The organism is Alphaproteobacteria bacterium HT1-32, from assembly GCA_009649675.1.
Classification (GTDB): Bacteria; Pseudomonadota; Alphaproteobacteria; order Rhodospirillales; family HT1-32; genus HT1-32.
On the sequence record WJPL01000003.1, the window covers coordinates 687,206 to 707,980 of the forward strand.

20 protein-coding genes are annotated in these 20,775 nt (G+C 56.7%); 8 read left to right on the forward strand and 12 right to left on the reverse strand.

Annotated elements, in window-relative coordinates:
* Nucleotides 1–4: 4 nt before the first annotated feature.
* From GH722_18705 to GH722_18720, 4 genes are all read right to left on the reverse strand, one after another.
* Nucleotides 5–1,066 carry an isocitrate/isopropylmalate dehydrogenase family protein gene (locus GH722_18705; GenBank protein ID MRG73796.1) on the reverse strand — a complete coding sequence of 354 codons (1,062 nt, stop codon included), beginning with the start codon at nt 1,064–1,066 and terminating at the stop codon, nt 5–7.
* Between the two features lie 118 nt (nt 1,067–1,184).
* Nucleotides 1,185–2,930 carry a HAMP domain-containing protein gene (locus GH722_18710; GenBank protein MRG73797.1) on the reverse strand — a complete coding sequence of 582 codons (1,746 nt, stop codon included), beginning with the start codon at nt 2,928–2,930 and terminating at the stop codon, nt 1,185–1,187.
* Nucleotides 2,931–3,259: 329 nt separating this feature from the next.
* Nucleotides 3,260–4,186: a 3-phosphoglycerate dehydrogenase gene (locus GH722_18715; protein ID MRG73798.1), complete on the reverse strand. Its 927-nt coding sequence runs from the start codon at nt 4,184–4,186 to the stop codon at nt 3,260–3,262.
* A 3-nt stretch (nt 4,187–4,189) separates the two neighbouring features.
* A complete protein-coding gene (locus tag GH722_18720; protein MRG73799.1) occupies nt 4,190–4,537 on the reverse strand; it encodes a DUF427 domain-containing protein in 348 nt (115 codons plus the stop codon).
* Nucleotides 4,538–4,608: 71 nt separating this feature from the next.
* Here GH722_18720 and GH722_18725 point away from each other — a divergent pair, with 71 nt between their 5' ends.
* Nucleotides 4,609–5,079 carry a winged helix-turn-helix transcriptional regulator gene (locus tag GH722_18725; protein ID MRG73800.1) on the forward strand — a complete coding sequence of 157 codons (471 nt, stop codon included), beginning with the start codon at nt 4,609–4,611 and terminating at the stop codon, nt 5,077–5,079.
* A 155-nt stretch (nt 5,080–5,234) separates the two neighbouring features.
* A complete protein-coding gene (locus tag GH722_18730; GenBank protein ID MRG73801.1) occupies nt 5,235–6,629 on the forward strand; it encodes an aminotransferase class III-fold pyridoxal phosphate-dependent enzyme in 1,395 nt (464 codons plus the stop codon).
* A gap of 141 nt (nt 6,630–6,770) precedes the next feature.
* On the opposite strand, the gene GH722_18735 is transcribed toward GH722_18730, so the two are convergent.
* The 3 genes from GH722_18735 to GH722_18745 form a co-directional block, all read right to left on the reverse strand.
* Nucleotides 6,771–8,009, reverse strand: a complete 1,239-nt coding sequence (locus GH722_18735; GenBank protein ID MRG73802.1) for a hydantoinase/carbamoylase family amidase — start codon at nt 8,007–8,009, stop codon at nt 6,771–6,773.
* Entirely contained in the window at nt 8,009–8,974 is a 966-nt protein-coding gene (speB, locus tag GH722_18740; protein MRG73803.1) for an agmatinase, read from the reverse strand. Before speB ends, GH722_18735 begins: the two co-directional genes overlap by 1 nt.
* A gap of 74 nt (nt 8,975–9,048) precedes the next feature.
* The gene (locus GH722_18745; protein MRG73804.1) at nt 9,049–9,210 is read right to left on the reverse strand and encodes a hypothetical protein; all 162 of its coding nucleotides are present in this window, start codon (nt 9,208–9,210) and stop codon (nt 9,049–9,051) included.
* Nucleotides 9,211–9,382: 172 nt separating this feature from the next.
* On the opposite strand from GH722_18745, the gene cobA reads away from it, so the two are divergent.
* From cobA to GH722_18765, 4 genes are read left to right on the forward strand one after another with little or no spacing between them, the layout of a single operon-like run.
* Nucleotides 9,383–10,819: a uroporphyrinogen-III C-methyltransferase gene (gene cobA / locus GH722_18750; protein MRG73805.1), complete on the forward strand. Its 1,437-nt coding sequence runs from the start codon at nt 9,383–9,385 to the stop codon at nt 10,817–10,819.
* A 2-nt stretch (nt 10,820–10,821) separates the two neighbouring features.
* On the forward strand, nt 10,822–11,121 hold the full coding sequence (locus tag GH722_18755) for a DUF2849 domain-containing protein (protein MRG73806.1): 300 nt from the start codon (nt 10,822–10,824) through the stop codon (nt 11,119–11,121).
* 1 nt (nt 11,122) lies between these two features.
* A complete protein-coding gene (locus tag GH722_18760; GenBank protein MRG73807.1) occupies nt 11,123–12,778 on the forward strand; it encodes a nitrite/sulfite reductase in 1,656 nt (551 codons plus the stop codon).
* Nucleotides 12,765–13,280, forward strand: a complete 516-nt coding sequence (locus GH722_18765) for a DUF934 domain-containing protein (GenBank protein ID MRG73808.1) — start codon at nt 12,765–12,767, stop codon at nt 13,278–13,280. The genes GH722_18760 and GH722_18765 overlap by 14 nt, the downstream gene beginning before the upstream one ends.
* 116 nt (nt 13,281–13,396) lie before the next feature.
* Here GH722_18765 and GH722_18770 read toward each other — a convergent pair whose 3' ends face one another.
* The 4 genes from GH722_18770 to potA all read right to left on the reverse strand — a co-directional run bounded on the left by GH722_18770 (nt 13,397) and on the right by potA (nt 17,893).
* Entirely contained in the window at nt 13,397–14,248 is an 852-nt protein-coding gene (locus GH722_18770) for an ABC transporter permease subunit (GenBank protein MRG73809.1), read from the reverse strand.
* A gap of 15 nt (nt 14,249–14,263) precedes the next feature.
* Entirely contained in the window at nt 14,264–15,496 is a 1,233-nt protein-coding gene (locus tag GH722_18775; protein MRG73810.1) for an ABC transporter permease subunit, read from the reverse strand.
* A 121-nt stretch (nt 15,497–15,617) separates the two neighbouring features.
* A complete protein-coding gene (locus GH722_18780; protein MRG73811.1) occupies nt 15,618–16,712 on the reverse strand; it encodes an extracellular solute-binding protein in 1,095 nt (364 codons plus the stop codon).
* Nucleotides 16,713–16,798: 86 nt separating this feature from the next.
* Nucleotides 16,799–17,893 carry a polyamine ABC transporter ATP-binding protein gene (potA, locus tag GH722_18785; protein ID MRG73812.1) on the reverse strand — a complete coding sequence of 365 codons (1,095 nt, stop codon included), beginning with the start codon at nt 17,891–17,893 and terminating at the stop codon, nt 16,799–16,801.
* A gap of 235 nt (nt 17,894–18,128) precedes the next feature.
* Between potA and GH722_18790 the strand changes: the two genes are divergently transcribed.
* Nucleotides 18,129–18,911, forward strand: a complete 783-nt coding sequence (locus GH722_18790) for a DUF1194 domain-containing protein (protein MRG73813.1) — start codon at nt 18,129–18,131, stop codon at nt 18,909–18,911.
* Here the strand turns inward: GH722_18790 and GH722_18795 are convergent.
* Nucleotides 18,905–20,326, reverse strand: a complete 1,422-nt coding sequence (locus GH722_18795; protein MRG73814.1) for an amidase — start codon at nt 20,324–20,326, stop codon at nt 18,905–18,907. The two genes, GH722_18790 and GH722_18795, sit on opposite strands and share 7 nt — an antisense overlap.
* Before the next feature lie 152 nt (nt 20,327–20,478).
* Between GH722_18795 and GH722_18800 the strand changes: the two genes are divergently transcribed.
* The gene (locus GH722_18800; GenBank protein MRG73815.1) at nt 20,479–20,766 is read left to right on the forward strand and encodes a DUF1330 domain-containing protein; all 288 of its coding nucleotides are present in this window, start codon (nt 20,479–20,481) and stop codon (nt 20,764–20,766) included.
* The last annotated feature ends 9 nt before the right edge of the window (nt 20,767–20,775 follow it).

A 20,775-nucleotide genomic window follows, 5' to 3' on the forward strand; every position in this document is an offset into this window, starting at 1 on the left:
ATCGTCAGGCCATGATCGCCTTCACAAGCTGTTCCCCGAATGAACGGGTGCCTGCCGTACCACCCAAATCGCCGGTCCGGCCTGCCGGATCCTGCAACTGGCGGGTCACCGCACTATCAATTGCCTGCTGTGCCTGATGGTATTCAGGCCGGTTATGGCGATCGCCCAGCCAGCCCAGCAGCATTGCCACGGACAGAACGATCCCGCCGGGGTTGGCCTTGTCCTGACCCGCAATATCCGGTGCAGAACCATGCGATGCCTGCGCCAGACCAAACTGATCACCGACATTAATTGACGGCCCCATGCCCAGCCCGCCTGAAAGCTCGCAAGCCAGGTCGGAGAGAATATCCCCATACATATTGCTGGTCAGAAGAACATCAAAACTGGCCGGACGGCGCACCAGATGGGCCGCCGCTGCATCAATGATCAGTTCTTCGACCTCAACATCCGGAAACTCTTTCGCAACATCGAACGAAATATCCCGGAACATGCCGCAGCTCATTTTCAGCACATTTGCCTTATGGACAACGGCGACCTTCTTGCGCCGGCGCTGTGCCAGCGTAAAGGCGCTGCGGGCGATCCTTTCGCATCCCGCCCGTGTAATTTTCCGGACGGCAAGTGCCACGTCTTCCGTCGGCATGAACTCGCCGGAACCGGCAAACATGTTACGGTCCGCATAAAAGCCTTCGGTATTCTCCCGGGCCACAACCATATCCATGGCTGTTACCGTGGAAGGTACACCCTGATAGGTTTTTGCCGGGCGCAGGTTGGCATAGAGGTCAAGTGCCTTGCGGAATCCACCGGATGGATTGATGCCGCCTTCTTCCTTTGGCGGATAGGCATAAGTGCCCAGAGGCCCGAGAATCACACCATCATGTGCTTTTGCCTGCGCCACCAGCGCGTCCGGCATCGTCGAGCCGCTTTCCGCATAAGCCTCCATCCCGACTTTCGCATAGGTCAGTTCGACCCCCAGGCCAAACTTGCGGTTGACCGCCTCCAGTACTTCGACGGCGACAGGTACAATTTCCGGACCGATATCATCGCCGGGCAAAACAAGCAGCTTCATCAACGTTTCCTAATTCCTGATTTTTGAGTTGCCCTACTTTCGCCATTCGGCAGACAAAAGAAAAGGGCCTGTCTCCATATGGAAACAGGCCCCGTTACAGATTAACAGATATGAAGCGTCAGTTTCGTATCTGTGACAGAAAGCCGCTCAGCTTTTCACGCATTTCCTGTGCGACTGTTTCAAGCCTTTCCGTTGCATCCCGCATCTCTCGTGCCGAAGTATCTGTGATAGCAACGATATCCTTCACCTCGCCAATCCGGGATGATGCCGTCATGACACTTTCCGAGCCCCGGTGAACACTGCTCGCGATCTCTGAAGTTGCAGCGCCCTGCTGATCAATCGACGATGTCAGCTCACCGGCAATCTGTTCGATCTCCCGGATGATCGTGGAAATCCCGGCAATGGCTTCCGCCGCACCGGTAGTCGCTGTCTGAATTGTACCGACCTGTTTGCTGATATCTTCGGTCGCCTTGGCAGTCTGTGACGCCAGCGTTTTCACCTCACTGGCGACTACCGCAAACCCCTTGCCCGCATCACCTGCCCGGGCAGCTTCAATCGTTGCATTCAGGGCCAGCAGATTGGTCTGCTCTGCGATATCCGCAATAAGGCTGACCACCTCACCCACACGCTGTGCAGCGGTAACCAGTCCATCCATGCGTTCCTGGGCACTGCCTGCTTCATTGACAGCCCGCGTGGCAATGTCACTTGATCGGGCCACCTGCTGGCGAATTTCCTCGATCGAGGATGACAGTTCTTCTGCAGCAGCACTTACCGACTGAACATTTGCATTCGCTTCAACCGCAGCACTATTCGCCTGGTCGGTGCCTGTCCTTGCCTGATCCGTTGTCTGGCTGACCTTGTCTGCCGAGAGCCGCATCCCGGAAGCAGCTTCAGACACGGTTCCGACCAGGCCCCCAACCTGTTCTTCAAAAGAATCAGCCAGCCTGCCACGTGATTCCCGGTTGCGCTGTTCGGTCTGTTCCCGCTCCATATGCTGCTGTTTCTCCAACTCGTCTTTTTCCAGCATGTTGGCCCGGAATACATCAAGTGCGCGTGCCATACCGCCAATCTCGTCTCCGCGGCTGTCAAACGGGATATCGATATTCGTTTCGCCACCAGACAGGCGTCGCATGAGTGCGGACAGGGCCGGTAACGGTGCGGTTATCAGCCTTGTCATCAGAACAGCAATCAGAATGCCCAGTGCGGTCGCAATCAGCGCGGAAACAGCGACACCACGGACAATATTCCACAATGCTGAATCCAGATTTGATTTCAGGACCCCGGCATACAGAATTCCGACAACCTGCTTTTGCGGTGAGAATATTGGCTCATAAATTGTGTAGTAGTCTTTACCCAGAATCGTCGCTTCACCGTTATAGGTCCTGCCAGAGGTAAGAACCGGATACACCCGGCCTTTCTGCCCCAGCGGCGTCCCGACGGCCCGTGCACCATCATCCTTGATGATGTTGGTGGTTTTGCGCCAGAAGTCTTTCGTGTCCTCTTCCCATTTGAAAACCGTTGCCGTCTCGCCGGTAACAAGACCGATTTCGTCAATCATCGTATGATCAGAAAATTCCGGAATTTCCGACATCCTCAGCCCCTCAACCCTACCTGAAGCGGAGATGCTGAAAGTCGTCTCGGGGAAGTTCTTGCGGAGGAGAATAGCCGCAGCACGCAAGCTCGCATTCTGACGGGCGACCACTTCTGCCTTGAGGTCGATGCTGACGATGTAGCAGGCGATAACAGCAACGGTCAGGGTCGACAAAGCCAGCAACACACCGGTCGCCAGCGTCAGTTGCATTCGCAATCCAGGATTAAATCTCATTGTTTTCCTCCCCCGAATTCGGCACGACGCCAAAATCATGAAAGAATGATATTAAGAGGAGGACCGTAATCCCGATATTCGTATTTCCACTTAGTCAAACCGCAAACAAAATTTGTCACATTCGACATACAATTACTTAGATTATACTTTAGTAAAAATCAGCTAACCACCTGATATAAAAAGAAAAGGCTGACCGACGGCAGGGGACGTCGATCAGCCTCAGGAAATCTGCCGTCTGAACGGCATCGGTCTCAGAGTCTGCTGACCGGGGGAGACCGCTTTGGGGAAGGCCGGTCATCCAGTTCAGGTCAGCTATACAGTGCAACCATACAAAATCCGGATTACAGGTTTATGGCACCCATTATCGGTCAGTTGCTTTCCAGAACCCGCAGGACATTCGAAACCGTCATTGTACTGACCCGGTCAAGTGCTTCATCCGTCAGGCCCGCAATATGGGGCGTGAGAATCAGGTTCGGGGCATCGCGGAGCGGGAAAGCCTGTTCTGCACTGAGCGGCTCACCTTCAAATACATCCAGCGCCGCCCCGCCGAGCTTTCCGTCACGCAGACGAGTTGCCACGGCTTCGTTATCAACAACACCACCACGTGCGGTATTGATCAAAAAGGCTGTGGCTTTCATCTGGTCGATTTCTGCCGCACCAATCATGCCGCGTGTGCTGTCGGTCAGGGGCACATGCAGGCTGACCGTATCCGCCTCTGCCAGCAGTGCCGGAAGATCGCGTCGCTCTGCTTCCGTCCAGGCCGGGTCGTGATCATCAAGAAACGGATCGCAGGCGATGATCCGCATACCCAGGCCACGGGCCAGACCCGCCGTCATTCGTCCGATATGGCCAAATCCGATAATTCCCAATGTGCGACCGGCCACTTCCCATTCCCGGGTTTTCGTACGCGGCCAGGCACCGGCAAGAACCGCCGGCGTGTTCGACAGCGACAGCCGAGAAAGATGAAAGATGGAGCCGATGACATATTCTGCCACCGCCAGTGCATTTGCACCGCTGGCCGGACAGACCGTCACGTCATGTTCAGCACAGGCCGGCAAGTCGATCTGATCAAGTCCAACCCCCAGCCGTCCGACAACTTCGAGCTTTGATGCTGCCTCCAGCAAGGCACGGGTAACCTTCGTACGATTGCGGACAATCAGCCCGCGGGCACCCCGGCAGGCTTCAATCAGATCCTCAGGGTGGTCCACCAGGTCAGGATCATAATGCACTTCATAAGCAGCAAGCCGCGCCAGCGCGGCGTCATCCAGAAATTCCGAAACGACGATATCAGCCATCAGTTACTCCACAGGTCCAATTTTCTCCATTCTGTTGGCATAGAACGCCATATGACCGGCGATTTCCATCACCTCTTCCAGCGGATCCGCATAACTCCAGACAGCATTTTCAGATGACTTCCCGTCGACCGTAACTGACCAGTAACTCGCCTCCCCCTTGTAGGGACAGGAAGTACGATGATCGGTGGCAGCCAGCCGGCTGTGATCGACAGAATCGAGGGGAAAATAAGGCACCGGGTCATGACCCGCCTCCACCAGCATCTGTACCCTGTCGCTGCTGGCAATGACCGCACCATTATAACGAACTTCAAAGGTTGTCTTTGCCGGGGTAATGGTTATCCGTCGTGACATATGAGGGGCCTCCTACCAGACTGTGTTTCAGTGTGTTGCGGGAGATATGGGAAAGGACGGGGCAACCTGCCATGGCCGGTTTGAAGCTCGACGAAATTGATCTGAAGATGCTGGCCGCATTACAGCAGGATGGCCGGCTGACCAATCGCCTGCTGGCAGAGCGTGTCGGACTGACACCAAGCCCCTGTCACGCCCGCCTGAGACGCCTGATTGATGCCGGTGTCATCGCCGGATTTCACGCTTCCCTGAATCTCGCAAAAGTCGGCCCGGTTGCCATCTTCTTTGTCGAGGTGACATTGCGTGAACATACAGCCCAGACCTTCCGGAAGTTTGAAGCCGCCATGCAGCAGGCACCGGAAGTGATTGAATGTCACGGTACCGGCGGCGGGTTCGATTACCTGCTGAAAGTCGTTGCCCGAGACGTTTCCCATTATCAGGCATTCATTCAGCATCACCTCGATGCCGATGTCGGTATCGGTAAATATTTCAGCTATGTGGTCACCAACACGGTCAAGAGCGACAGCGCAATTCCCCTCTCCTGAAACAACCCTGACCCGATCAGAATTAAATACCCGAAAATTTGAATTATCAGAATTTAATTCTGTTCCACGGGCGCAAATCAACAGCACTTTCGAGCCTGCTGCGACTATCCTGTCGCCATCATTCATTCAGGAGACCGCAGATGCCCGACGACAAGCTGAGAAACATTCCGCTCGAACAGATCGACCGGGATACGGTGATCCACCCGATGACCCAGATGGGCGCGTTCTCCCGCGGGGAACTGGGTGATCCGCGAATCATCGAAACGGCATCGGGCATCCGCATCCGTGACAGCAAGGGCAAGGAAATGATTGATGCCTTTGCCGGTCTTTATTGCGTTAATATCGGCTATGGCCAGACCAGGGTTGCTGATGCCATCGCTGAGCAGGCACATAAGCTGGCTTACTATCATGTCTATGCCGGTCATTCGCATGAACCGGTGATCCGCCTGTCCGAAAAAATCATCGAACTCGCGCCGGAAGGCATGTCGCGGGTTTATTACGGTCTGTCCGGGTCTGACGCCAACGAGACTCAGGCAAAGCTGGTCTGGTATTACCACAATGTCCGGGGCAAACCGGAAAAGAAGAAGATCATTTCACGCCATCGCGGCTATCATGGCAGTTCCGTCATGGCCGGATCACTGACCGGCCTGCCGATTTTCCACAAGATGTTCGACCTGCCGCTCGACATGGTCCGCCACACCACGGCACCACATCACTACTGGGAAGCCGCCCCCGGCATGTCCGAACGCGACTTCTCGAAGAAATGTGCCGCAGATCTCGAAGCCATGATTCAGGCCGAAGGTCCGGAGACCGTCGGGGCTTTCATCGCTGAGCCCATGCTCGGCACGGGTGGTATCGTTCCCCCGCCGGAAGGTTACTGGGATGAAATCCAGCCGGTTCTGAACAAGCACGACATTCTGCTGATTGCTGATGAAGTGGTCTGCGGGTTTGGTCGTCTCGGCTCCAACTTCGGATCGCAGCATTACAATATGAAACCCGACCTGATGAGCGTCGCCAAAGGCCTGACCAGTGCCTATCTGCCGCTTTCAGGCTGCATCGTCGGCGACCGGGTCTGGAAGGCCATCGAAGAAGGCTCTGACGAACTCGGCGTGTTCAACCATGGCTGGACCTACTCGGCCCACCCGATCTGCGCTGCTGCTGCCATTGCCAATCTTGAACTCATCGAAGAACAGAAGCTGACCGAAAATGCTGCCACAACCGGTGCACATTTCATCAAGGGCCTGAAAGATGCCTTTGCCGGTCACAGCCATCTCGCAGAAGTTCGCGGCGAAGGCCTGCTGGCTGCCGTCGAATTTGTTGCCGATCCGGGCAGCAAGAAACCTTTCGAAAAGGGCCAGAAGGTTGCCGCAAAGCTGGCCATGGCCTGTGCCGACGAAGGTGTCATCTGCCGCGCCATGCCGCATGGCGATGTGCTCGGCTTCGCACCGCCCCTGATCCTGACCCCGGCAGAAGCCGACGAAATCGTCGACAAGGTCAGCCGCGGCGTCAAGAAAGGCTTCGACCGTCTCATCGCTGACGGCGTCATCTGACACCAGCCTCTGAAGCGACAGCCCCGCCGACCTCTTCAGGCTGGCGGGGCTGTTTCATTCCAACCTGGGTCCCCGCTTTCGCGGGGATGACATCTGTATGATGGGCTCTTTTGCGTTGAGAGGCGCAACTGCAACGGATGGCTAATCCTGCCCCGCTGCCTGCAACATTGCAGCCAGCAGGACATTGGTTCCGGCGGTGATGTCGTCAGGGGTCGCGGATTCTGCCTCGTTGTGGCTGAGACCATTCTCGCAGGGAATGAAGATCATGGCTGTTGGTGCAATAGCCGACAGGTAAATGGCGTCATGTCCCGCACCGGAGACGATATCCATATGTGCCAGCCCCAGTTTCTCGGATGACCGGCGCACCAGATCAACCATTCCCTTGTCAAAAACCGTCGGTGCCTTGCGGGCCAGCAAGGTACAGGTGACGTCCAGACCAAGGTCTCTGGCGATGTCTCTTGCCGCTGCTTCCATATCACGCCCCATTGCCTCAAGCGCATCCTGACTGAAGGCCCTGATATCCGCATCCAGACTGACAGCGCCCGGAATGGTGTTGCGACTGTTCGGTTCGACATCAAGACGACCAACCGTGGTGACGCCGACCTCCTGATTCCTGAGCCCGATCTCGTTCACCGCCACGACCAGACGCGCCGCCCCCAGCAGCGCATCCCGACGGACATTCATCGGGGTTGTTCCGGCATGGCTGTCCTGACCGCTGAAGGTCACCTCGAACCAGCTTGATCCCTGCCCGCCGGTAACCACACCAATGGTTTTTTCGGCCCCTTCAAGAATCGGCCCCTGTTCGATATGCGCTTCAAAGTAGGCGGCAACCGGACGAGGCGCGCAGGGTTCCCCGCCATTATGCCCGATACGCACAAGCTCACTGCCAAGGGTTATCCCGTCAGCGTCAGTTCGCGCCAGACCGTAATCAAGGGTGAACTGTCCGACGAACACGCCCGAGCCGACCATTGCCGGTGAAAACCGGGAGCCTTCTTCATTCGTCCAGCAAACCACCTCAACCGGTGCACGGGTCTGAATATTCATGTCGTTCAGGGAGCGGATAACCTCCAGCCCGGCCAGCACACCATAGACGCCGTCAAACTTGCCGCCATGTGGCTGGGTATCGAGATGGCTGCCTGTCATCACTGGCGCGGCATCCGGGTCTGTTCCCTCACGACGGGCGAAGATATTGCCCATCTGGTCAATCCCGATGCGACAGCCGGCCTCCCGGCACCAGCTGATAAACAGCTCACGCCCGGCCAGGTCTTCATCTGTCAGGGCAAGACGGCGACTGCCACCCTCTGTGCCCGGTCCGACTTCAGCCATCGACATCAGGCTGTCCCAGAGGCGATCGCGGTTGGTCAGCAGGTTGGTCGACATCAGCCCCTCCGTGCCGCAAGTGAGTCGGCAACAATGCAAAGAATTTCAAACATGATGGTCGCCCCGACCAGAGCTGTATTTCCTGTCGGGTCGAAAGGTGGGGCCACCTCCACCACATCCCCGCCGACCAAGTTAAGCCCGCGCAGCCCGCGAATCATCAGCTGCGCCTCCAATGTAGAGAACCCGCCGCATTCAGGGGTGCCCGTTCCCGGCGCATAAACCGGATCGAGGCCATCAACGTCAAAACTGACATAGGTCGGACCATCACCGACAACACGCCGGGCTTCCTCGATCACCCCCTTCACGCCGATCTCGTAGAATTCCTCGATATAGATGACCCGCATGCCGCTATCATGGCTGAACTTCCAGATATCCGTATCATTCACGCCACCGCGAATGCCAATCTGGATGGTCCGTTTGGGGTCCAGCAGACCTTCCTCAACAGCCCGGCGAAACGGCGCACCGTGATGAAATTTGGATCCGAGGTAATCATCGCCGGTATCGCAATGTGCATCGAAATGTACCATGCCGACCGGCCTGTCGGCGCAAATGCCGCGGAAAATGGGCAGGGTGACTGAATGGTCGCCACCAGCTGAAATCGGTGTAATCCCGGCCTGATGAACCCGCTGATAAAATTCTCCGATCTCTGCCAGACTTTCTTCCAGATGGAACGGGCTGGCGACCCAGGCATCGCCGATATCGGCAACGCGGCAAAGATCGAACGGCGCAATTTTCGAGGCCTGATTAATTTTGCGCATCAGGCTCGACTGATTGCGAATCTCGCGCGGACCATGCCGGGCACCGGTGCGATTGGTCACGCCGCCATCATAGGGAATACCGATCAGACCAATATCCACATCCGCGAAGGTTTCGCGGTAAGGGGCACGCATAAAAGTTGGCAGCCCGGTATAGCGGGGACGGGCCTGAGGATCAGCAAATTCCGGATAGTTTTCGATATTCGGCATAACGACCTCTCTGTCTTTCAGAAAGCCAACATTACCCGTCAGCCCTGTCACGTCCAGCGTCGGACAGGCCAATATCACGACATATCCATACCTGCAGAAAAACTATTGCTCCCACTATCCGGGTCGCCTGGATAACTGCCCGCAGACATCCGCGCCTGAGGCTGATAGTCAGTCACACCGTGATAGGCAACAATCAGTAATCCCAGAACAATAAGCTTAATCATAAGCTTAAACATTGAGGCGTTCTCCCGTCAGGGTATTTCAGCTGCCGTTTTTATATCCGGCAGCCCGCACACAAAGATATGAACCGGATCACATATATTTCACATAAAAATATTGATAATTAAATATATTTAGACATTTTTTATGCGTGAATTAAGTTGTTTCACGAACCAAATGTGAAAAACCATGACTCATATCGCTTTACCAATCTTTCTGCCGCTTCAGGGCAAAACCGCTGTCATCGTTGGTGGCAGTGCACTGGCTGTCCGTAAACTGCGACTGGTCCTGAAATCAGCCGCCGCTGTGCGTGTCGTGGCACCTGACCCTGATGCAGAAATGACCCGGCTGGCTGACAACCCGCGCATCACCCTCATCCGCCGCCCCTTCAGTGATGAAGATATGCAGGATGCAGCGGTCGTGTTTGCTGCCACGGGTGATGAGCAGACCGACAGCGCGGTCTCCCGGGCCGCGATCAGGGCAGGCGTTCCCGTTAACGCCGTCGACCGGCCGGAAATCTCCACCTTCACCATGGGCTCAATCATTGACCGGGCACCTGTCGTCATCGGGATCTCGACAGATGGCAGCGCCCCGGTCCTTGCCCGACGGATCAAGACCCTGATTGAAGCCGCTGTACCGGAGCAACTGGGCAGGGTTGCCAGTTTTGCCGCCCGGTTCCGTGACACGGTGAAGCGTCTGAAACCTTCGGAACGCGATCGCCGGGCCTTCTGGGAACGTTTCTTTGACGGCCAGATCAGTGAACTGGTCCTCGCCGGTAAAGAACCGGAAGCAAGGGCTGCGATGATTGCCGACCTCAACGGCATCCAGTCCCCCCAATCCCATGGCAAGGTACTCCTTGTCGGTGCAGGTCCCGGCGATCCGGAACTGCTGACCATCAAGGCCGCCCGTGCCCTGCAGGAAGCAGATGTCATTCTGTATGACCGGCTGGTTCCGGAAGCCGTGCTGGAACATGCCCGTCGTGATGCCGACCGGATCAGCGTCGGTAAAATGGCCGGCGGGCCATCCGTTCCGCAGGAAGAAACCAATCAGCTGATGCTCGATCTTGCCCGTTCCGGCAAAACCGTTGTTCGCCTGAAAGCCGGAGACCCGTTTGTTTTCGGTCGTGGCGGCGAAGAACAGGCCTGGCTTGCAGATCATGACATCCCTGTCCAGATCGTACCCGGCATCACCGCTGCCGTGGGTTGTGCAGCCGAGGTTGGCCTGCCACTGACCCACCGCGATCACACACAATCCGTTACCTTCGTAACGGCCCATGGCAAAGACGGCGAACCCGGTGTGAACTGGCAGGCACTGGCTGACCTGAACGGAACGCTGGCGATTTATATGGGTGTACGTCAGGCAGCCTCAACACAGGCACATCTGCTTGAGGCCGGCCTTTCCGCTGCAACACCGGTTGCGATTACCCAGAGCGGCACACAGCCCGGCCAGAGACTCGTCCGCGGCCAGCTGGGCGCCCTCACGGACCTGATCGGTCAATATGACATCACGGGCCCGGCAATCATCTATGTCGGTGAAACAGCTGCTCTCGGCATTGCCGGAGAAGAAGCCCGCTTTACCCCCCTTACCCACGCGCAGGATGCCCCGCGCGCCGCAGCAGGAGCCTGATCATGGCAAAAGTTTTTACCGCAAACCGCCTTGTCGACGGCGCTGTTGTCTATCTTGACCCGCAGGGTGTCTGGACCACTGACGTGTTGTCCGCTCATCTGCTGGAAAGCGATGAAGCGATAGAAAAGGCTGAAGCAGCCGGTCGCGATGCCGTTGCCCGGCACCATGTCGTCGATGCCTACCCGATAGATGCAGAGCTGCGTGACGGCTCTGTCTACCTCACCCGATTCCGTGAACGTATCCGCGCCCAGGGACCGACCATCCTGTTTGGTACCGCGGGTCTGAAAAAGAAGGCCGCCTGAAATGTATCAGTATGATCAGTATGACCACGCGTTTGTGGCAAATCGTGTAGAACAGTATCGCGGTCAGGTCAGCCGCCGTCTTGCTGGCGACCTCTCAGAAGACCAGTTCAAGCCGCTGCGCCTGATGAACGGCCTCTATCTGCAACTGCATGCCTATATGCTGCGGGTTGCCGTTCCCTACGGCACCCTGTCCTCCGGACAGATGCGGAAACTGGCTGAAATTTCGCGGAAGTATGACCGTGGCTACGGACATTTCACCACCCGCCAGAATATCCAGTTCAACTGGATCAAGCTGGAACAGTCACCGGACATTCTGGCCGAACTGGCATCGGTCGAGATGCATGCAATCCAGACCAGCGGCAACACTATCCGCAACACCACATCCGATCCGTTCGCGGGTGCCGTGGCCGGTGAAATTGATGACCCCCGGGTCTGGTGCGAAATCATTCGCCAGTGGTCAACCCTGCATCCCGAATTCTCGTTCCTGCCCCGCAAGTTCAAGATCGCAGTAACCGGCAGTGAAGACGACCGCGCCGCCATCAAGGTGCATGACATCGGACTGGCGCTGCGACGCAATGAAGCTGGCGAGATCGGCTTTGAAGTACTGGTTGGCGGCGGCCTTGGCCGTACCCCGATGATCGGAAAGACAATCCGGGAATTTGTCAGCCAGCGTGACCTGCTGTCCTATCTTGAGGCCATCCTGCGGACCTACAACCTGATCGGACGCCGGGACAACAAGTACAAGGCCCGGATCAAGATCATGGTGCATGAGCTTGGCATAGATGAAGTACGCCGTCAGGTTGATGCCGAATGGGAACATCTGCGTAATGGCGCGCTGGTATTGCCCGATGAAGAAGTCGCCCGCATCCGCGCCTTCTTTGCAGCGCCGGCTTTCGAGACCATCGAAACCCCGGTTCGCAGTTATGAAGTCGCCCGTTTCGAGGATCAGGCATTCGCCCGCTGGACCAGGACGAACGTCGCCGCCCACCGTCAGCCAGGTTACGGCATTGCCGTGATCTCCCTGAAGCCGATTGGTGGCGTCCCCGGTGATGCAACCGCAGAGCAGATGGAGAAAGTCGCAGAACTGGCCGAGCGCTACAGCCTTGGTGAGATCCGCGTTACGCACACCCAGAATCTGGTGCTGCCGCATGTCCGGCTGTCCGACATGCACAGCCTGTGGCAGGCGCTGGAAGAAGCCGGCCTCGGTACAGCGAATATCGGTTTGATTTCCGATATCATCGCCTGCCCCGGCCTGGATTACTGTGCGCTTGCCAACACCCGGTCTATCCCGGTGGCACAGCGTATTCAGCACCGGGTTGATAACATTGACCGCCAGCATGACCTGCGGGACCTGTCGGTGAAAATATCGGGCTGTATCAATGCCTGCGGGCATCATCACATCGGCAATATCGGCATTCTGGGCGTCGATCGCCGGGGTGAAGAATATTACCAGATCACGATCGGCGGCCGTGCAGATGAGAATGCCCGTCTGGGTGATGTCATCGGTCCGGCAGTCTCTTACGACAACGTTTCAACCGCCGTCGAGCGCCTGCTGGATGCTTATGTCCAGGAACGCAAAGACGACGAGACTTTCATCGACACCTACGACCGTGTCGGTCTGAAACCCTTCAAGGAGGCGGTTTATGTCACTGATTAGAAATGGCGTTGCGATTGATGACGCCTGGGTTCGGCTGGATGATGATACACCGGCAGCACCCGGATCACGGGCCATTGTTTCCCTGCAACGCTGGAAAGCTGAAAAATCCCGACTGACTGAAATTCTGGCAGGCGTCGGGGTACTGCTGAAAAGCAGTGAGTCAGCAGAAGATATCGCTGATGACCTCTCAGTCCTCGAAGTCGTGGCCGTCGATTTCCCGGCTTTTACCGATGGCCGGTCCTATTCCACGGCCCGTATCCTGCGGGAACGATATCGCTATCTCGGCGAAATCCGGGCTGTCGGGGATGTCCTGCGCGATCAGTACGGTTTCATGGTCCGCTGCGGTGTTGATGCCTTCGAATTGTCGGATGCTGTGGACACGGCTGAATGGATAAAGGCGGTCAACGAAATCCCGACCGCCTATCAGCCTGCCGCGGATGGCCGCAGCCCCCTGTTCCGGGTCCGTGCAGAAACCCCGCAGGATGCCTGGCTCGCATACTGAGCCACGCCCCCGAACATCTTTCCCACTTATACCGGAATACAAAAAACAGGGGCCTGCTGCATGAAGCAACAGGCCCCTCCCCCTGACGGCGGTCTCCCCCAACGCACCGTCTGAAACTAATGTGGCGTGATACCCCGCAACCGCTCGTTACGGCGTCGCAGAATTTCCAGCGAGGCCAGCAGGGCAATTGATATCGCCACCAGAACCGTTGCCACCGCAAGAATAGTCGGACTGATCTGCTCCCGCAGGCCCGAGAACATCTGACGCGGGATCGTGCGTTCTTCATATCCAGCCAGGAACAGCACAACAACAACCTCGTCGAACGAGGTAATGAAGGCGAACAGGGCTCCGCTGATAACACCCGGCAGAATCAGCGGCATTGTCACCTTGAAGAAAACAGTTCGCGGATTTGCCCCGAGACTGAGTGCTGCCCGGTTCAGCGACTGGTCAAAGCCCACCAGCGTTGCCGTCACCGTAATGATGACGAAAGGTGTCCCCAGCGCAGTATGCGCCAGCACAATCCCGGTCAGCGTCGAGGACAACCCGACATCTGAATAGAAGAAAAACATCCCGGCTGCCGAGATGATCAGCGGCACGATCATCGGTGAAATCAGAATGCCCATGAACAGTGAGCGGAACGGCATGTAGGATTTCGACAGACCAAGTGCAGCAAGCGTACCAAGACCGGTCGCCAGAATGGTCGAGAAGAATGCGATGATCACACTGTTCTTCGCCGAATGGGTCCACTGAACGTTGGTGACCATATCCTCATACCAGCGGAGCGAAAAAGCGTCCGGGTCGAGCGACAGCATACCGGGTGTGAACGTGAAGTAGGGCTCTGCATTGAAGCTGAGCGGGATGATCACCAGAATCGGCAGGATCAGAAACAGAAAGATCAGACCGCAAATGAACCGGTAGCCATAGTACCAGGCGGTTTCAAGCGGACCGGCATAGGATGGAAGTGACATGATTCAGGCCTCCCCTCAGCCGAACTTCATATTGTCGATACCGACAATCTTGTTGTAGAGCCAGTAGAGCGCCAGCACACCGGACAACAGGATTGCGCCAAGTGCCGCAGCCAGTCCCCAGTTCAGCGATTTCTGCATGTGATAGGCGATCAGGTTCGAAATCATCTGGCCATCAGACCCGCCGACCAGTGCCGGCGTGATGTAGTAACCAATCGCAACGATGAAAACGAGGATAGATCCCGCTCCGATACCCGGCACCGTCTGCGGTACATAGACCCGCCAGAAGGCAAGTGCCGGATTGGCCCCGAGAGATCGCGCTGCCCGCATATAGGTTGGCGGAATGGTTTTCATCACGCTGTAGAGCGGCAATACCATGAACGGCAGCAGGATATGGGTCATCGCAATGACCACACCTTTTTCGTTGAACATCAGTTCCAACCGGGAATCCGTACTTATGATACCGAGCCAGACCAGCGTCTCGTTCAGCACACCTTCCTTGCCGAGAATGACAATCCAGGATGTCGTCCGCACCAACAGTGATGTCCAGAACGGCAGCAGGACCATGATCATCAGCAGATTACTGGTTCGCATCGGCAGGGTCGCAAGCAGATAGGCGATCGGGTAGCCGAGGATGATACAGGTGATCGTCACCATAATGCTCATCCAGATCGTACGGCCAAACAGCTTCACGTATATCTGTTTGTATTCCGGCTGTTCGATCAGTTCGCCATCGCCATTGTAGCGCATGTCGATTGCTGCCGCGAAATAGGCAGTCGTATATTGTTTCCCCATCCGGTCGATGTTCTTCCAGAGCTCAACATCGCCCCAGTCCTTGTCGATCTTGAGGAAAGCTTCCTTATAGGGGCCGGTCTCCATTCGCTTGACGCGACGGATAGTCTTGTTGAACAGACTGCGGGAACCGGCGAATTCCTGATTCAGGCGCGCGCCGACCTTACCGATCGACCGGTCCTCGGAGCCCCGGATCATTTCACGTGCCAGTGTCGCAAAAACCTCTTCCGAGGGGACATCCTGACGATCCCATTCTTCCAGCAGGGCAAGAGTTTCGGGGATCCCCTCTACCAGCGCCGGATTATCGATACTGCGCAGCAGCATCTGACCGATGGGAAGGATAAAACTGAAAAGAATAAACAGAAAAAGTGGTGCTACGAGCAGCATGGCGCGCATCTTGTTGCGCATCATCGCCCGGGCGAGGCTGACCTTGAGCGGAATACCGTCCGCGGTGATCATCTGACCGGCGTCGTTCTGATTTGACTCGGCTGCCGTCGCGCTCATTGCAAAAATGTCCTAATGAATTTCAGGCTGAACGGAGTGAGGGGCAGATTTCTCTGCCCCTCATCAAACCGGTCAATCAGTTGGCCAACCAGGCGTTGAAACGCTCGTTCAGCTCGTCCGAATTATCCGCCCAGAAGATAAAGTCGTTCTGCAGCGCAGTCTTGAAGTTGTCCGGTGCCGTCGGCATGTGCGGCAGCATCGGAATACCGGCTGTGGCATGCTTGCCAATCAGCGGCACAGAGGACTTGCGGGTCGGGCCATAGGAAATCCATGAAGCCTGATCAGCAAGACGCTGGGTATCCGTGGAGAATTTCACGAATTCCCAGGCTTCCTTGAAGCGCGGCGTACCAGCCGGAATACCCCAGAGATCGATATCCCAGATCTGACCGTCCCATGAGATTTCAAAGGGCTTCTTCTCAACCGCAATGGCGTTGAAGATACGACCGTTATAGACGGAAGTCATGACGACTTCGCCATCAGCAATCATCTGCGGCGGCTGTGCACCGGCTTCCCACCAGATCACGTCATTCTTGATCTTGTCGAGAGTTGCGAAAGCTTTATTGATGCCTTCTTCCGTGCCCAGCTCGTCATAGACCTTGTCGGCCGGCGTACCGGACGCCATCAGAGCCCACTCAAGATTGATCTTCGGGGTCTTGCGCATACCGCGCTTGCCCGGGAACTTCTTCGTATCGAAGAAATCAGCGATGGTCTTGTAGCCTTTCACCTTGTTGGTGTCATAGGCAATAACTGTCGACCAGACGATGGTGCCAACAGCACAGTCGGTGACCGTACCAGCGAGGAAATCATCGGCAGCTGGTGTTCCGTCTGCACCCTTGGGCAGTTCATCAATCGGCAGTTTGGCAAGCATGCCTTCATCGCAGCCACGAACCGCATCAGCGAGTTCCAGATCAACCACGTCCCAGGTCACGTTCTTGGCTTCAACCTGCGCGCGGATCTCGGCCAGACCACCGTTATAATCAACGGAATTGATCTTCATGCCGGTCTTCGCCGTGTAAGGCTTATGATAGGCCTCCTGCTGGCTCACCGTGTAGGAACCACCCCACGAGACCGCCGTGATGGCGTCCGCTGCAACGGCCGGACCGGCCGCAACGAAACCCATCGCAGCAACGCCGGCAACGATGGCCGTTGTATGTTTGAGCAAATGCTTCATATCAGATTGTCTCCCAATTGTGCCGGCTGAGCCGGCGTTACAGTTAGCAGGACCCGAAATTCAGTCCTGCTCTCCATTTACCCTGCTCACGCATCAAGTGCGCGGCAGTCCTCCGTCGCCCAGCCAACATTCACCTCGTCCCCCCGGTTGAGAAGAATATGGCCATGAGCATTCGGAACTTTCACGATGAACTGGTCATTACCGGAAACGGTCAGCCGTGTCCGGATATGGTCACCGAGGTAAATCAATTCTTCGACGCGGGCCGGACAGGCATTGTCCGTCGCCCCGGCAGCCGGCGAGATGGTCACACGTTCCGGCCGCAATGACAGGGTTGTCCGGTCGCCGACCGCATCGACATTGACCCGCAGCGCCTGAACCGCACCGCCGCCGCCTTCAAGCTCGACGTTGCAGATGTCACCTTCGATGGCAGTGACCTTGCCCATCAGCCTGTTGTTCTCACCGATAAACCCGGCGACGAAGGCATTATCCGGCTTTTCATACAGCACGTCCGGTGCAGCAAGCTGCTGAACAATACCGTCATCAAACACGGCAATACGGTTCGACATGGTCAGGGCTTCCGCCTGGTCATGCGTTACATAGACAACCGTAACACCGAGGCTTTCATGGATATGCTTGATCTCGTACTGCATTTCCTCGCGGAGATTCTTGTCGAGCGCGCCCAGAGGCTCATCCATCAGGACCAGTTGCGGATCGAAGACCAGCGCGCGGGCAACCGCCACACGTTGCTGCTGTCCACCTGACAACTGACCGGGACGACGATCGCCGAACTCCGGCAACCGCACCATTTCAAGGGCACGCTGCACCCGGCTTTCTACTTCAGATCTGTCCATTTTCCGGACCTGAAGCGGGAAAGCGAGATTCTCGCTGACTGTCATATGTGGAAAGAGGGCATAGTTCTGAAAAACCATACCAATACCGCGCTTGTGCGGCGGTACATTATTGATCGGTACGCCATCAAGGTAGATTTCGCCATGCGTCGCGGGCTCGAAGCCAGCCAGCATCATCAGGCAAGTTGTCTTGCCTGATCCCGACGGCCCCAGCATCGTAACGAATTCACCAGCCTCGATATCGAGGTTGAAATTCTTTACGACGAGAATTTCGCCGTCATAGCTCTTCTGTACACCCTTGAAGCGAACGAATGCGTCGTTCGTTTCGGCCATTACGGCTCCCTGCGTTTTTATTCCCTGCCGGTGCGGCGTTTCGCCACCATCCGGGTCGCTCCCTTGTTCGGTTGATCCGAACTTTGATGACTCATCATAACAAGCACCTGCCCTAGTCTGTCAAAACCTATTAATTTCACAAACCGGATCAATGCGACATAGCTGATGGACAAATGCGACACAATCACCGGTTTCCCCCGTTGCGCGGCCTGTCCCGGCAGGTCATCATATTTTCATGAACAGGCTCTTTCGCAGATTACGCGAAGCCACCGGCATCCTGGCTGGTGCTTTTTGCGCGACTGTCGGAACGTTTACATCTGCTCCGGCGCAGATGCCTGTGGATATCGAACTGGTGCTTGCACTGGACTGTTCCTACAGCGTCGATTCAGAGGAATTCTCGCTTCAGGTGCTGGGGCTTTCCGATGCCTTTCGCTCACCTGAGGTGATCAGGGCGATCGCAGACGGACAGTTTGGCCGGATCGGTGTCAGCGTGATTCAGTGGTCAAACTATCAAAGTCAGGAACAGGCGATTGGCTGGAGCCTGGTCACCGGTCAGGATTCAGCCATCGCGCTTTCCGCCCGAATCGCCAATATGCCACGGGTAACTGCCGAGGGGGCGACATCCATATCTGGCGCGCTGGCCGCCGCGCTGGACGCCTTTCAGCGATCTCCCTTCTCTGGCAGCCGCCGGGTCATCGATGTTTCCGGCGACGGACGAAATAACAGCGGACCTGAACTCGCTATCCTGCGGGCACAGGTTCTGGCGCAGAACATTACGATCAACGGCCTGGCGATTCTGAATGATGTTCCGACGCTGGATTACTATTACCGCCAGCAACTGATCGGCGGACCGGCGGCCTTTGTCATACCGGCCAATGATTATGACGACTATGTCCGGGCAATCCGTCTGAAATTGCTGAAGGAAATTCGCAGCTTTCCGATCTCTGACAGCGGTGACGATGAGACTGACGACCTCGCCTACCTGCTCTCCCGCCCCCATATGCCTCCGGCTCAGTGACAGATGCGGGGATCAACCGGGAGCAATTTTGAATAACCTGTCATCTCATCAAGCAAAGCCACTGCTGCAAGCACCCGGCCGTCACCATGCATCGGGCCGATGATCTGGATACCGACAGGCAGCCCCTCGTCAGTAAAACCAGCAGGAGCCGACGCTGCCGGGCAACCACTGACCGAAATCGCGGAGGTCGCCGTAACCCAGTCAATATAGTTATCGAACTTAACACCCGCTGCCTCCTCGACATACCGGACATCTACGTCAAACGGCGGCACAATGGTGGTCGGGCACAGCAGCAGGTCATAACGCCGGAAGAAATCCTGCATGCTGCGATAAATTGCTGATCTCTGACGCTCAGCCTGGCCGATTTCATCAGCCGTCAGGGCGGCACCTTTCTCATAATTCCAGATGATTTCAGGTTTGAACTGGTCTCTGTGCTCCCTGATCAGCGGGCCCATATTGGCGACAAACCAGGCTGCCCGCAGGGTCTGGAAACAATCAGCGGCTGCAGTCAGATCCGGGCAGTCCTCAATCACTTCAACGCCAGCTTCTCTGAACTTGTCAGCTGCGGCCCGGCAGATCTCCTGCACCATCGGATCAACCGGCATGATGCCGCCAAGATCCGGGGCAAAGGCCACTCGTCCGGGCGGTCGCCGGTTCTGCACCTGAGAGAGATAGCTTTCGCCGGATATGTTACCGACCGAAAGCGGGTCTTCTGCATGACGGCGCGCAAGTGCATCCAGCATCAGCGCCACATCCGCCGCAGTACGCCCCATCGGGCCTTCAACGGACAGATGGCTGAAGGCATATTCTTCCGGACCAAAAGGGCAGACGCCGGGGCTGGGTCGCAGGCCGACAATCCCGTTGAATGACGCCGGCATACGCAGTGACCCGCCGAGATCACTGCCCAATGCGGCAAACACCGCCCCCGATGCGACAGCAGCAGCCGACCCGCCGGAAGATCCGGCAACAGATTTCCGGCTGTCCCACGGATTACGTGTCTTGCCGAACACCTCGTTGAAGGTCGAGCCACCCGCGCCAAATTCCGGCGTATTGGTTTTGCCCATCACAATCCCCCCCTGTGCTTCGAGGGTTTCGACGATAAAAGATGACCTTGCCGGAACATGACCGGAGAAAACCGGCGATCCCCAGGTAGACCGGACACCGGCAACGGGGCTCAGATCCTTGATTCCCACCGGCAGCCCTCCCAGCAGGCCGGCAGCATCCGTACCCGCCATGATACGCCGCGCATGATCGCGGGCCCGATCCGGACAAAGCGTCGGAATGGCATTGAGTTCAGCATCCACCGCGGCAATGCGTTTCGCAGACGCTTCGACCAGATCCAGCGGCGTAACCTCGCCGGCATGAAGCAGGTCAACCGCCTCGCATGCCGTCAGTTGACAGAGATCATCCGCCATAGTGCCCCAGCCCCAGCTTGATTTCGGTTCCAGTTAATCTGTCACTGACATGCTATCGCCTTATCACGTCCGCCTGCACGTCATTCTGTACGGGACAAAGCGGCAGATCGCCGGATACTGAAACCAACAGACACTTTTCATGAGGACAGAACATGACAGCCTACGTGATTGCACAGATCGATGTTCAGGACACCGGAGCGTACGAAACCTACAAGTCCATGGCCCCCGCTGCGATTTCGGCTTATGGCGGGAAGTATATTGCCCGGGGTGGCGCGCTGGAAATTCTGGAAGGCGAAAACGACCTGCCCCGAACCGTCATTCTCGAATTTCCGGATATGGATACTGCGCGAACCTGGTACAATTCACCGGAATATGGCGCCGCGAAAGCTGCCCGGGAAGGCGCTGCCAGAACCCGGTTCCTGCTGGTCGACGGGCTTTAAGGGATATCC

Excerpts from the sequence above, each read along its gene's own strand:
- GH722_18720 (MRG73799.1), bottom strand. The coding sequence starts at position 4,537 with ATGTCACGACGGATAACCATTACCCCGGCAAAGACAACCTTTGAAGTT.
- GH722_18775 (MRG73810.1), bottom strand. The coding sequence starts at position 15,496 with ATGATCACCGCGGACGGTATTCCGCTCAAGGTCAGCCTCGCCCGGGCG.
- GH722_18765 (MRG73808.1), top strand. The coding sequence starts at position 12,765 with ATGTCACTGATTAGAAATGGCGTTGCGATTGATGACGCCTGGGTTCGG.
- GH722_18755 (MRG73806.1), top strand. The coding sequence starts at position 10,822 with ATGGCAAAAGTTTTTACCGCAAACCGCCTTGTCGACGGCGCTGTTGTC.
- GH722_18735 (MRG73802.1), bottom strand. The coding sequence starts at position 8,009 with ATGTCGACCAACCTGCTGACCAACCGCGATCGCCTCTGGGACAGCCTG.
- GH722_18725 (MRG73800.1), top strand. The coding sequence starts at position 4,609 with ATGGCCGGTTTGAAGCTCGACGAAATTGATCTGAAGATGCTGGCCGCA.
- GH722_18715 (MRG73798.1), bottom strand. The coding sequence starts at position 4,186 with ATGGCTGATATCGTCGTTTCGGAATTTCTGGATGACGCCGCGCTGGCG.
- cobA (MRG73805.1), top strand. The coding sequence starts at position 9,383 with ATGACTCATATCGCTTTACCAATCTTTCTGCCGCTTCAGGGCAAAACC.
- GH722_18745 (MRG73804.1), bottom strand. The coding sequence starts at position 9,210 with ATGTTTAAGCTTATGATTAAGCTTATTGTTCTGGGATTACTGATTGTT.
- GH722_18790 (MRG73813.1), top strand. The coding sequence starts at position 18,129 with ATGAACAGGCTCTTTCGCAGATTACGCGAAGCCACCGGCATCCTGGCT.
- GH722_18780 (MRG73811.1), bottom strand. The coding sequence starts at position 16,712 with ATGAAGCATTTGCTCAAACATACAACGGCCATCGTTGCCGGCGTTGCT.
- GH722_18760 (MRG73807.1), top strand. The coding sequence starts at position 11,123 with ATGTATCAGTATGATCAGTATGACCACGCGTTTGTGGCAAATCGTGTA.
- GH722_18795 (MRG73814.1), bottom strand. The coding sequence starts at position 20,326 with ATGGCGGATGATCTCTGTCAACTGACGGCATGCGAGGCGGTTGACCTG.
- speB (MRG73803.1), bottom strand. The coding sequence starts at position 8,974 with ATGCCGAATATCGAAAACTATCCGGAATTTGCTGATCCTCAGGCCCGT.
- GH722_18800 (MRG73815.1), top strand. The coding sequence starts at position 20,479 with ATGACAGCCTACGTGATTGCACAGATCGATGTTCAGGACACCGGAGCG.
- potA (MRG73812.1), bottom strand. The coding sequence starts at position 17,893 with ATGGCCGAAACGAACGACGCATTCGTTCGCTTCAAGGGTGTACAGAAG.
- GH722_18705 (MRG73796.1), bottom strand. The coding sequence starts at position 1,066 with ATGAAGCTGCTTGTTTTGCCCGGCGATGATATCGGTCCGGAAATTGTA.
- GH722_18710 (MRG73797.1), bottom strand. The coding sequence starts at position 2,930 with ATGATTTTGGCGTCGTGCCGAATTCGGGGGAGGAAAACAATGAGATTT.
- GH722_18770 (MRG73809.1), bottom strand. The coding sequence starts at position 14,248 with ATGTCACTTCCATCCTATGCCGGTCCGCTTGAAACCGCCTGGTACTAT.